Genomic DNA, 12,548 nt, shown 5'->3' with positions numbered 1-12,548 from the left:
GGCGTTGCCAACGGGTTTACAGATGACCGCGACGGTCGCATAAACACCGTCGTGACGTCCCGAGGGATTCATTCGGTCGGCGTCGCTGATGTTTTCTTTCCGCGATCGCCGAATCCTCTGGATCATTGGTCATGAACGATCCCCGTCACTGGACCGAGCTACACGAAGGCCGCCTGACCGCGATGATCGACATCGCCATTGCCGCCGGCCGACACACGCTGCGTTATTACCAGGCGGACGACTTGGATGTGATTGCCAAGTCCGACGATTCGCCCGTGACGGTGGCCGACCGCGAAGCGGAACAGTTGACGCGTCGGCTGGTCGGTGAACGCTTTGCCGATGACACCATCCAAGGCGAAGAATTTCCGACCCAGGAGGGCACTTCGGCGTATCGCTGGACGGTCGATCCGATCGACGGAACCAAGTCGTTCGTTTGCGGCGTGCCCCTGTATTCGACCTTGTTGGCGTTGGAGATGGACGGCCAACCGTTGGGCGGTGTCATTTTTATTCCCGCGTTGGGGGAAATTGCCGCGGCCGCGATCGGGCATGGTTGTTGGCATGCCAGCGAACTGCCGCGCGGTGCGGATGCAACGACGGTCGGGACCGATCTGCAGTGGGCCGCGGCAGGCGTTTCGAAAAAAGACGATCTGGGGCGGTCGGTGTTCGTGACCAGTCAGGTCGATTCGTTCGCCGAACAGGGCGCCGCGGCGGCCTATCAAAGCTTGGAAAAACAAGCTTGGATCACGCGAACGTGGGGCGACGGTTACGGGTACCTGTTGGTCGCCACGGGGCGGGCGGATTTGATGGTCGATCCGATTTGCAACGCCTGGGATGTCGCGGCCGTGTTGCCCGTGGTCGTCGAAGCCGGCGGACGTTTCACCGATTGGTCCGGGCAGGTGACCGCACAGGGCGGCAACGGGCTGGGGACCAATGGCGTGATCCATGATGCCGTGCTGAAACACCTTGCCGATTGAATCTGTCGGCGTACACCGATGGGCGCGCCGGTGTCTATTTCAAGAACTCGACCTTGCCGGAATGCAGGTCATAGACGGCGCCGACGATCATCAAGTCGCGGTGCCGAAGGCTTTTCATCAGGTCGGGCACTTCCTTCAGCCGCCGGACCGACAATTCGACGTTGTGACGCACGCCTTCGTTGATTTGCTCGTGCAACGCTTTGCTTCGGTCCACCTTTTCCAGTGCCGGTTCGATGCGATACAGCAGGGTTTCGATTTCATCGGTTTCGTTGACCTCACGAATCAAATGCTGGTGTGCCGCGGTCACAGCGCCACAGCCAGTGTGGCCCATGACCACGACCAAGTTGGTGCCACAGTGATCGACGGCGTATTCGATCGACGCGGTCACATCGGTGTCGACGACGTTCCCCGCGACGCGGACGACGAACAAATCGCCCAAGCCTTGGTCCAAGATGATTTCCGGCGGCACACGCGAATCGGCACAGCCCAAGATGACGGCTTTGGGGGACTGGGACGCCTCCAAACTGGCACGCCAGTTTTTTGATTCGTGCGGATGGCGGCTTTCCCCCGCGACGAATCGTTGATTGCCGTCAACCAGGTCTTTCAGAACGTCGTCGGCCTTGGGCCCTTGTTGGACGGCGGTTTTCGATTCAGTCTTTCGGTCGCTCGCCGAATCCGTTTCGGCCGATTCGGTTTCGGTGGGTGGCGACTGGGCGCCGGCTTGTCGGCCGCCGCGAGGGTCCACGCTCAGACAAATCAGTGCCGTGATCGCCGCGGTGGTGGTGATGGCAATCAGCGTTTGGGGATTGGATCGTTTCATCAGCTGGCGTGCAGGGCAGGGTGATGTTGCCGGGGACGGTCCAGTCGGGCCTGGGCTTCGATTCGGCACCGAAGGATCGAGATAGTCTGGTCGGGGACGTTCAAATTGAAAAGTGACAAGTCCGTTCTGTGACTTTTGATCACCCTTGTGTGGCTGATTCGGATGGCTTGGCCACCCCAAGAAAGACCCACCGCGGGCGGTCGGCCTGGGATTCTGTGGTTTTCGGCGGTGGCCCTCGATTCGGGGCGCTTCTACACTTCACTCCGGATCCGCGGTTTCCGCCCACCGGTCTATTCAGGATCCGCCCACGTTTTCCCGCCCTTTTTTTGGAGACTTTCCAGTCGTGTTTGAATCCCTTTCGGACGGATTGCAAGGTGCGTTTAAGTCGCTGTCGGGCAAAGGCAAGCTGACTGAAAGCAACATGCGGGAGGGATTGGAGCTGGTCAAACAGTCCCTGTTGGACGCCGACGTCAGCTATTCGGTCATCGAAGAATTCATGTCGCACGTGTCCGAGAGGGCGCTGGGCAAACGGGTGCTGTTGTCGTTGCGGCCGCACGAGGAATTGGTGCGGATCGTTCACGACGAATTGGTGTCGCTGTTGGGGCCGGTGGACACGTCGCTGCACCTGAAAAAAGATGGCCCGACCATCATCATGCTGTGCGGGTTGCAGGGAAGCGGAAAGACGACGACTTGTGGCAAGCTGGCTCAGTTGTTGTTGGAAGAAAACATCAAGCCCTTGCTGGTCGCCGCTGACCTCCAGCGGCCCGCCGCGATCGAACAACTGCACGTCATCGGCCGCCAGTTGAATGTGCCGGTCTACAGCGACAGCGAAAACAAGAATCCTGTTCAGGTCTGCAAGGCGGGGGTGGACAAAGCCAACGCGGAAGACGCCCGCGTGGTGATCTTGGACACCGCCGGTCGATTGGCCATCGACGATGAATTGATGGCCGAATTGCAACGGATCGACAAACGCGTCAGTCCCGATCAGGTCTATCTGGTCGTCGACGGCATGACCGGTCAAGACGCGGTGCAAAGTGCCGGCGCCTTCAACGAGGCGTTGGAACTGGACGGCGTGGTGATGACCAAGTTGGACGGGGACGCCCGCGGCGGTGCGTTGCTGTCGGTCAAGCACGTCACCGGGGTGCCGATCAAATTCATGGGGACCGGCGAGCACTTTGATGCGCTCGAGCCCTTTCGGCCCGACGGGATGGCCAGCCGCATTCTGCAGATGGGCGACATCGTGGCGGCCGCCCGGGAAGCTCACCGAATCGTCGACGAAAAAGAACGTGAGGAAATGGAGGCCAAGATGGCTTCCGGTGATTTCACGTTGGACGATTTCAAGAACATGATGGAAAAGGTGGCCAAACCGGGACTGATGGGCAAAATGATGTCGCTGATGCCGGGGATGAATCAGTTCAAAGAAGTCATGGAAAGCGAAGAAGCGGCCGGCGGTATCAAGCAAACCATCGGCGCCATCAACAGCATGACCCAGGATGAACGCAAGAATCCCAAGCTGATCGACGCCGCCCGCCGGACACGGATCGCCAAGGGAGCCGGCGTGCAAACCCCCGTCGTGTCACAGTTGGTCAAGCAGTTTGAGATGATGAAACCGGTCATGCAAATGATGGCGGGCAAAGGTGCCGGCGACCGGATGAAAATGATGCAGCAACTGCAGGCCAGCGGTGCGATGACCGATCCGCGTGGGATGGGGGCGGTCAAGGTCAGCAAGGGGACCGGAAAACGTCTGTCGCCGGCCGAAAAGGCCAAGCAACGCAAGGAACGCGACAAACTGATGCGACGGATGAAGCGGAAAAAGGGAAAACGCTAGGCATTCGCGGGACCGGCGACGTAATTTCCCCTTGAAAATTTTGGGACCGCCGCACACACTCTGCGGTCCGCGCCGCCGGTATGGACCGGCCGGGCGGATGTTTTCAGATGCCGTGAATGCTGCGGCACCGACCCGGGCAAGGCAGGACAGGACAGTTTACCGGCAACACGTCCGGAAACCCTGACCCGATTCAATGCCGCCCAGGCAGTCTGACCTGATCCTCTGATCACTCATTTTCCGTTAGGAGCCGAACCGACAGTGGCTGTACGAATTCGAATGAAAAAAATGGGACGGACGCACCGTCCGTTCTTCCGTATCTGTGCGATGGACCAACGCAGTCCGCGTGACGGTCGTGTGATCGAGGAATTGGGTTACTACGACCCGATGTGTCCGGAAACCGATGCCCGTGTGACGCTGAAAGCTGACCGTGTGGATTATTGGCTGTCCGTGGGGGCTCGCCCAAGCGACAAAGTCGGCGTGCTGATCAAGAAATACGGCACTGAGGGCACGCATCTGGCCGCTCGTGAAGCCGCGTTGGAGCGATTGGGCAAGCGAAAGGAATACACCTTCACGCCGCCGGCACCCCAGCCGGCCAAGAAGGAAGAACCCAAGGCCGAAGAAAAACCGGCTGACGACGCCGCACCCGCCGAAGAAGCTGCGGCGGCCGAAGGCGGTGAAGCACCCGCCGCGGAAGCTGCCGGCGAGTGAGGTTCGATGTCGTCACGCTTTTTCCGGCGATCTTTGACGGCTATCTGACGCAAAGCTTGCTGGACAAAGCCATCCGACGTGACTTGGTCCAAATCCACCGACATAACCTGCGGGATTGGGCCGAAGACACGCCGCACCGAAAAGTCGACGATCGGCCTTTCGGCGGCGGACCCGGGATGCTGATCCAAGTCGAACCGACGGTGAATTGTGTTCGTTCCGTGCAGGCCATGGACGACACACCGGCCAGAAAAATCCTGTTGACGCCCGCCGGGCGCCGACTGGATCAACGGGTCGCCGAAGATCTGGCGACCAGCAAACGCTTGCTGCTGATGTGTGGACGTTACGAAGGTTTCGACCAACGCGTGCACGACATCCTGCAGCCCGAAGAAATTAGTGTCGGCGACTTCGTACTGAACGGAGGCGAAGTCGCAGCCATGATCATCATTGACGCCGTTGTCCGTTTATTGCCCGGAGTCCTAGGAGACGAACAAAGCAGCTTTGACGATTCATTCAGCCGTGGAAATCGGTTGCTGGAGTTTCCCCAGTACACCCGACCACGCGAATTCGAAGGTCATGTCGTTCCCGACGTTTTATTGAGTGGTGATCACCAAAAAATCGCCGCCTGGCGGGCCGAACAATCCCACCACAAAACGATGCAACGACGCAGTGACCTGCTGGACGAATCTGCCGAATCCTGACACCGAAAGCTGTTTCCCCAATCTTGGTTCAATCCCGGACCGGCCGGACACACGGCACCCATTGCCCATCAACCATTCAGCCAGACATACCGCTAAGCAAGGAACCCACCAATGTCCAAAGCCATACTGGACCTGGTCGAAAAGACCGCGATGAAAGAAAACCCGCCGCAATTTGAAATCGGCGACACCGTGGACGTTCACCTGAAGATTTTGGAAGGCAACAAAGAACGCATCCAAGTCTTCAGCGGCGTCGTGATCGCACTGAGCGGATCCGGCAGCAAGGAAATGTTCACCGTTCGTCGCATCGTTGCCGGCGAAGGCGTGGAACGAAAATTCCCGATCCACAGCCCGCGAATTGAGAAGGTCGAAGTCAAACGCAGTGGCGTTGTCCGTCGCGCCAAGCTGTACTTCTTGCGTGATCGCGTCGGTAAGGCCGTGCGTCTGAAAGAACGTCGCCGCAACTAGATTCGATCTGGCGACCGAAAAAACGCGTCCGTGAGTCCGGTGGTGACGCCGGACCATGAGGAATGCGAAGCTCTCATCGCCTAGCATGGCTCGCGAATCGCTGCTCGGCAAAACGCCGTTCAGCGAATCAATCCACGCGGATCTTCTCCATCCGAATCAACGCTGTGCCGATCAATCGCAACATCGTCGCGGATGTCTTGGACCGAATCCGTGGTGACTTGCTCGAACGCTATCGCACGATTCGGTTCGGCGGAATCGATGATGATGGTCCGATCGGCCGACGCGGCGAACAGGCCGCCGCGCGTTTGTTGCGTCAGAAACGGCTGCAGATTGTCGCCGAAAGTGAATCGGATCGTGGCGGCGAAATTGACCTGATCGCCGTCGATCGTCGGGCACGGACGATCGTTTTTGTCGAAGTGAAAACGCTGGCAACGACAAAACCGGGGCATCCGGCCGATCGTGTCGATGATCAAAAACAGGCACGGATCACCCGTGCGGCCCTGCGATATCTGAAACGCAAACGTCTGGTCGGGACGCCTTGCCGATTTGATGTGGTGGCCGTTTGGTGGCCCCGCGACAGCCCGCGGCCCCAGCGGCTGGAACACTATCCGGCCGCATTCGAAGCCGCCGGCCAGTGGCAACTTTACTAGGCAAGCCGGATGCCGCGATGATCTTTGGCGATTCCGGCAAGGCTGGCGGTTCATTTTCCACGTTTCGCGGTCGCCAAGGCACGGCGGAATCGCGATACGGGAGTGCCCACGCCAATCGTCCGCCCGCCGTCTTCGCCGCCGCCGGCGTTGACCGCGATCACCCGATGCTGTTGATCGACAACGGGAGCACCACTGGTGGCCGTCAAGTTCAGCCGTCGATCAAAGCGGTACATCAGCCAACCGTCTTCTTCGCCCAGCACCACGCCACGGTGCGCCAGTGAATCGCTGCCGATCACTTCGGAGACCAGCCAAACCACGTCACCTGTTGCGGGGCCTGCCGGCGCGATGGTCAGCGGATCCAAACGGTCATGGTTTGCATCCAACGGGCTGGGGTAAAACGCAATGACGTCGCCATGCAGTGACGTTTGCGGAAGATTCTTTGCTTGTGGAAGGTTCAGGACGCGTCCGTCCAAACTTTCGATCCAGTCGCCGTTGACGCAATCTTCCAAACCCACGGTCATCCAAACATTTGGAACCTCCCGCCCGACAATATCACGCGGGAATCCACCAGCGGTCCCAAGCAAATGCAATGCACTGATCACGATCGGATCGCGATCGGTGTCCGATAGTCGCGCGATGAACGCCGTGCCGGCGGATGATTGGTCGTTGGACGTGAAGAAGGTCGGACGATAAAGCGTCCCCGGGGTGATTTGTGGCGGTCCACGGAACCTGGGACGCGGTGTGGATGCCAACATGCCCGGTCGATCGGACCGAATCATCGGGCCAGAAATGGCGGCATCCGAATTGTCCACGTTGTCGTCGAAGCTGGAATCGACACCACGGTTTGCCAAGGTTTCGGCAATCGATTGGTAGGCATACCATCCAGCGCCGCCGATCATTGCCAGCATGACCAGCCCACCGGCAATCACGGCGGCCAGCAGGCCCACGTTGCCGCTGCGGTGCGATGTCGAACGCGCGCGACGTGGCACAACCGGACGCGCGGCGGAAGACATGGCGGGGCTTGGCGGAAAGTTCATCTCCGGTGCAACCAGTGGATCGAATGACGGCCCGGCGGCCGGAGCCACGTTTGCGACGTGAGGTGCCGGTTGATCGGAAACAGCCGCTGGTCGGCCGGGAACATAGGCCACCGCCGGGATCACGTCATCGTCGTTGGCGTCGTCATTGCTGACTGCGATCACTGGAATCGGGCGATTCTTGTCTGGCGATGTCCGCGCGTCGGATACCGGCAGGGCGGCGACAATATCTTCGTCAGCCGATCCGTCCGGGTGATGGCCGGTGGCAGAATCGCCGTCGCCGCCGCCTCGGGTTTGCCCGGACAGCCAGGTGTCGAATTGATCCGCCGTCATCCAAGACCCGCGTCGGCCGACGCGAAAAAGGACGCCGTCAACGACTTTCCATTTGGGCAGCATCCTTGCGGCCCGCTGCACGATGAATGGGCCTTGGACGACATCGCCTTGCCGGACATAGACGCCGGTTTCGGCCAAACGTCGAAACAGAGCCATCACTTGCCGGGCCGAATGCCACACGCTGGTGCCCTGACGGACCTGGTACAAGTCCATCTGGTCATCGGGCAGCTTCATCAGCCAGCGACGAAGTTCCGGTTCGGTCATCGGGTCGCTCTCGCTGCGGGCGTCGCGATAGACCCAGTCCTTTTTCGGTTCAGCGTCGTTCATTGGCAATCAGTCAGACCGGCAACTTCCACGGTTTGCGATATTCGTAGTGCAGCATCGCGTTGGCGTCATCGTCACCGACGAAGCGTTCCGCATCGGCGTCCCACTGCAACCGGCGTCCGACTTTCAAAGAGATATTGGCCAAATGGCAGAAGGTCGTGCTGCGGTGACCAATTTCGACATCGGCATTGGGTTGCCGTCGGCTACGCATGCAGTCCAGAAAATTCCTGGCGTGGTTGGATGTCAGGTGATGGTTGCTGGAATCTTCGGTGCCTTTTTCAGGTTTGGCCATCGGGTGTTCTGTGGCAAATTGGCCACGACGTTCGGGAATGATCTCGTAGGTGCGTTCGCTGACATATGCGGTCCCCAGCGTTCCCCGCAATTCGATCTCGCCGGTCGGCATCATCGGATTGCCACTGGTTTCGTACTGGCCGAACACAGCCAATCGGCCCGACGGGAATTGAAAGGTGACCTCCATCGTATCGGGAATCGTACGATCGTCGTCGATCGCAAATTGACCGCCCATCGCGCAAACGCTGGACGGGGCCTCTTCGCCGATACACCAGCGAATGGCGTCCAGGTAGTGCACGCCCCAGTTGCCCATTTGTGAACTGTAGTCTTGCCACCAACGGAATTTGTAGGGCGCGATGTTGTCTTGATAGGGCCGCTGGGCGCGAGGGCCCAACCACATGTCCCAGTCCAAGTGTTCCGGCGGCGTCATCGCGGGACGACGTCCAATGCCATCGGGCGCCATGTTGCTTAATCGGAACGCCCGCGACATGCACACTTTGCCCAGCAAGCCGTTTTGGATCCGTTGTGACAATTCTTGATAAAGTCCGCTGCTACGACGATGCGTACCCACCTGGACGATTCGGTCGTACTTGCGTGCCGCGTCGACCATGGCGCGGCCTTCGTGAATGGTGACCGCCAGGGGTTTTTCCACGTACACGTCTTTGCCGGCGGCGCATCCGCTGATGCACTGAATGGCGTGCCAGTGATCGGGGGTCGCAATGACAATCGCATCAATCGAATCGTCATCGATGACTTTGCGATAATCGGCGGTGGTTTTGGGAGAACCACCCGTTTGCTTAGCGGCCTTTTCTAACGTTTTCGAATCGACGTCGCACAAATAGTCTGGGGAACAATCCTGGTGTTCGGCAAAGGCCTTCATCAACTGGCCACCGCGATTGGCGACGCCAATGAACCCGAGCGAGACTCGGTCGTTGGAACCCGCTGCGCGAGCCGATGAAGCCGCCGTGGCGGCGGAAAGTACGAACGTTGTCGATGCGGACTTTTGAAATTGGCGGCGGGAAATCGAGGAGGGGCGGTGGGACATGTCGATCGGGTCCTAATGCTTGGGGTGGGACAAAGCACCTTGTTGTCGCGATACGGTGCTCAAGGGGTGAATTGTAGTCGACCGGTGATCGGTTGACTGCGATTCCGACGTCGGGATCGACTAGTCTGGGCGTCCATGTCGTCCAAGCCTTTTCGTCGCATTCTGATCGGAATGATCGTCTTTCTGGCGATCTGTATCAGTGCCGTTGCCGGTTACGTCGGCTACGGTTGGGACGTCAGCGACGCGTTGTACATGGTCGTGATCACCATTTTTGGTGTCGGCTATGGCGAAGTGAAACCCATCGAAACGCCCGAACTGCGGCTGCTGACCATTGCCGTGATCGTGTTCGGTTACGGCGCCGCTGTGTATACCGTCGGCGGCTTCATTCAATTGCTGATCGACGGCGAATTGCAAGAGATTTTGCGGAGTCGAAAAATGAGCCAGGGGATCGCCGGGTTGAAGGGTCACACGATCGTCTGTGGTTTCGGTCGCATGGGATCCATCGTTGCCGAAGAACTATTACGCAGCGAGCATCCGTTCTTGGTCATTGATCAAGATGAATCGCGCGTGGATGAAGCTCATCAGGCGGGCATGCTGGCAATGGTGGGCAATGCATCCGATGAAGACACATTGAATGAAGCGGGCATCGATCGTGCCAAGACGTTGGCGACGTTGTTGCCCGATGATGCGGCCAACGCGTTCATTTGCGTGACGGCCCGCGACCTGAATCGCAGTGTGGAGATCATTTCGCGTGGCGAGTCACGGAGCGCTGAAAAGAAGCTTCGACGTTGTGGCGCCGATCACGTCATCATGGCGGCATCGGTGGGCGCCAAGCGAGCGTTTCAATTGATCACGCGACCGACGGCTGCCAGTCTGTTGCAGACCGACGGAGCGTCCGGCGATATCAACGGGGAGCTGTCTGCGGTGGGCTTGCAGATGGAAGAATTGAAGATCACTGCGGGGTCACCGATGATCGGCCACACGTTGTCGGAGATCGAGATCCGTGGGAACCGTGGCTTCTTGATCGTCGCGTTACGCAAATCCGACGGAAACGTCGAAATGAATCCGTCGGGACAGTGTTCGTTGTCCGATGGTGACGTCGTCATTGTGGTCGGACACCGCGATGACATCGCGGCGCTCTGTCGGGTGCATACCCTAAAACGCCAAGCGATGACTTATCGCGGTGCCAAGCACTAACCGGGGATCCGTTGGCGATCCCCGGTCACCGAATCAGTCGTCGTCGTGACGCTGAAAGGCGGCCATTTCCGCTTGTTGAATGTCGCCGGGGGCCGGTTCATCGTGACTGTAGGTCATTGCAAAACTGCCCGCACCTGACGTGATGCTGCGCAGTTGCGGGGCATAGGATTGCAATTCCCCAAGCGGTGCAACGGCTTTGACCACGCAGTTCATTCCCTTCATTTCCGTGTCATTGACGCGGCCACGACGTGTCGCGATGTCACCGGACACATCGCCCATGAAATCACTGGGCGTGGTGATGGCGACTTCAACAAAGGGTTCCAGCAAAATCGGCTTGGCCTTCTTCACCGCTTCCAAAAAGGCCTTCTTTCCGGCGGTGATGAAAGCAATTTCTTTGCTGTCCACGTCGTGATGTTTGCCGTCGTAGACTTCGACCCGCACGCCCGACATTGGATAACCGGCAACGGCGCCGTCGGCCAAGACTTGTCGGATTCCTTTTTCGATCGCCGGCATGAATTGACGTGGTATCGATCCACCAACGGTTGCATTGACAAATTCAAACCCGCTTTCATGATCGTCCGGCAACGGAGCGACACGCAGATAGACTTCGCCGAACTGGCCGGCACCACCGGTTTGTTTCTTGTGACGGTGATGACCTTCGGCCGGCATCGTGATGGTTTCCCGATACGCGATCTTGGGTTGCGACGTATCTAGTTCGATGTCGTACAAAGCTTTTAGTTTTTCCAGCACGACGCGCAAATGCAGTTCGCCCAATCCACGCATCACCGTTTGCTTGGTGGCGCCGATGCGTTCCAAGGTGAAGCAAGGGTCTTCGGCTTGCAGTTTTGCGATCGCGGATGAAAACTTTGTTTCGTCGGCGTGATTCTTCAGTTCGATGGCCAGTCCGAACATCGGTTTGGGCAACGGCAAAGACACCAAGTGCGGCGGGTTGTCGGGGGTTGCGCCGTCGTGCAGCACACCGTCAAAATGGATTTCGTCCAGCTTGGAAACGGCTCCGATTTCGCCGGGACCGATGGCTTCGGTTTCGACGTGTTCCTTGCCTTGCAGACGCATCACGTGGCCGACACGCAACGGTTTCTTGGAATCGTCCATGTACAGTTCGCTGCGGTTGCGAACGACACCCTGGTGCACGCGGAACACGCCTAACTTTCCAATGTGCTTGTCGGTGGAAACACGGAAGACGTGCGCGATCGTGGGTTTGGCGGCGTCAAATTCGGTGTGCAGTGGTTCGTCACCTTTGACGAACGGACGCGGGTTTCCTTCCAACGGACTGGGCAACAGCGACGCGGTGACGTGCAGCAGTTTGTCCACGCCGGCGCCAGACTTTGCGGACACATAGACGATGGGCACCAGATGGGCTTCGCGAAGCGCCTTTTCAAAGGCTTCATGCACGCGGCCGGGATCCAATTGGTTGGGTCCTGATTCCAAATAGTTTTCCGTCAATTCATCGTCGACTTCGATCACCTGTTCGACGATTCGCGTGTGGGCGTCTTCGGCGCTGCTGAATAGTGTGGGGTCATGAGAATCGGTTTCGAACACATCAATCACGCCTTGACGATCTGGCGTGGGCATGTTGATGGGCAGACAGATGTCGCCGAATTCTTCACGAATCTGGTTGGTCAATTCTTCCAGGTCGGCTTCGGCCAGATCCATTTTGTTGATCAGGATCATGCGTGGCAGATTGCGTTCGGTCGCGACTTGCATCAAACGCCGGGTTTCGCTTTCGATTCCACGAACCGCGTCGATGACGACGACGACCGTTTCCACCGCGGGAAAGCAGGCAATGGCATGCCCGACGAAGTCCGCCATGCCGGGCGTGTCGATGACGTTGACGTGGTGACCTTCGTGGTCAAAGTGGATGACGGCGGGTTGCAGCGAATGGTGGTGCTGTTGTTCTTCGTCGGTGAAGTCGCAAACCGTGTTACCGTGTTCAACGTCGCCCATCCGTTTGATCTCACCGGCGGCAAACAACAACCGCTCCGCGATCGTCGTCTTGCCGCCGCCGGTATGGCCGCACAGGCAAAGGTTTCGAATTGTATCAGGTTCAGGGAGGGAAAGATCTTCAGCAACCATCGACTCACGGCTCCATGGGCTCCGGGGACTCGAACAAGCGAACGCCTCATCATATCGCTTCGCTCGCAGCCCTGGTGCAGCTGACAG

Annotated in this window: 11 protein-coding genes; 7 read left to right on the top strand and 4 right to left on the bottom strand. The window is 58.7% G+C overall.

All coding sequences use genetic code 11. From position 1 onward, the window contains the following. The first annotated feature begins 131 nt into the window (after positions 1-131). Positions 132-974 (top strand): inositol monophosphatase family protein, encoded by an 843-nt coding sequence (locus tag Mal65_RS23140; RefSeq protein WP_145303250.1) that lies wholly within the window; start codon positions 132-134, stop codon positions 972-974. 34 nt (positions 975-1,008) lie between these two features. On the opposite strand, the gene Mal65_RS23135 is transcribed toward Mal65_RS23140, so the two are convergent. After that, a complete protein-coding gene (locus Mal65_RS23135; RefSeq protein ID WP_145303247.1) occupies positions 1,009-1,794 on the bottom strand; it encodes a carbonic anhydrase in 786 nt (261 codons plus the stop codon). 343 nt (positions 1,795-2,137) lie between these two features. On the opposite strand from Mal65_RS23135, the gene ffh reads away from it, so the two are divergent. The 5 genes from ffh (at position 2,138) to Mal65_RS23110 (ending at position 6,143) form a co-directional block, all read left to right on the top strand. Continuing rightward, a complete protein-coding gene (gene ffh / locus Mal65_RS23130) occupies positions 2,138-3,622 on the top strand; it encodes a signal recognition particle protein (RefSeq protein ID WP_145303245.1) in 1,485 nt (494 codons plus the stop codon). Positions 3,623-3,898: 276 nt separating this feature from the next. Then, entirely contained in the window at positions 3,899-4,330 is a 432-nt protein-coding gene (gene rpsP, locus Mal65_RS27345; RefSeq protein WP_145303242.1) for a 30S ribosomal protein S16, read from the top strand. Next, positions 4,327-5,028, top strand: coding sequence for a tRNA (guanosine(37)-N1)-methyltransferase TrmD (gene trmD, locus Mal65_RS23120; protein WP_145303239.1), 702 nt, complete (start codon positions 4,327-4,329; stop codon positions 5,026-5,028). The genes rpsP and trmD overlap by 4 nt, the downstream gene beginning before the upstream one ends. 111 nt (positions 5,029-5,139) lie before the next feature. Next, a complete protein-coding gene (rplS, locus tag Mal65_RS23115; protein WP_145303236.1) occupies positions 5,140-5,493 on the top strand; it encodes a 50S ribosomal protein L19 in 354 nt (117 codons plus the stop codon). A gap of 170 nt (positions 5,494-5,663) precedes the next feature. After that, positions 5,664-6,143, top strand: a complete 480-nt coding sequence (locus Mal65_RS23110) for a YraN family protein (protein WP_390621882.1) — start codon at positions 5,664-5,666, stop codon at positions 6,141-6,143. 50 nt (positions 6,144-6,193) lie between these two features. Here the strand turns inward: Mal65_RS23110 and Mal65_RS23105 are convergent, their stop codons facing one another. Both Mal65_RS23105 and Mal65_RS23100 read right to left on the bottom strand, forming a co-directional pair. Next, positions 6,194-7,837 carry a S1 family serine peptidase gene (locus tag Mal65_RS23105; RefSeq protein WP_145303229.1) on the bottom strand — a complete coding sequence of 548 codons (1,644 nt, stop codon included), beginning with the start codon at positions 7,835-7,837 and terminating at the stop codon, positions 6,194-6,196. Positions 7,838-7,847: 10 nt separating this feature from the next. Further along, complete coding sequence (locus tag Mal65_RS23100) at positions 7,848-9,170, bottom strand: Gfo/Idh/MocA family protein (protein ID WP_145303227.1); 1,323 nt, start codon at positions 9,168-9,170, stop codon at positions 7,848-7,850. Positions 9,171-9,305: 135 nt separating this feature from the next. On the opposite strand from Mal65_RS23100, the gene Mal65_RS23095 reads away from it, so the two are divergent. Further along, entirely contained in the window at positions 9,306-10,367 is a 1,062-nt protein-coding gene (locus Mal65_RS23095; RefSeq protein ID WP_145303224.1) for a potassium channel family protein, read from the top strand. Positions 10,368-10,400: 33 nt separating this feature from the next. Here Mal65_RS23095 and fusA read toward each other — a convergent pair whose 3' ends face one another. Beyond that, entirely contained in the window at positions 10,401-12,461 is a 2,061-nt protein-coding gene (fusA, locus tag Mal65_RS23090) for an elongation factor G (RefSeq protein ID WP_145303220.1), read from the bottom strand. Positions 12,462-12,548: the final 87 nt, after the last annotated feature.

Origin of the sequence: Crateriforma conspicua (assembly GCF_007752935.1) — a bacterium.
Lineage (GTDB): Bacteria > Planctomycetota > Planctomycetia > Pirellulales > Pirellulaceae > Crateriforma > Crateriforma conspicua.
The sequence above is the reverse complement of the archived record's forward strand: the minus strand, read 5'-3'. Positions and strand labels throughout refer to the sequence as shown.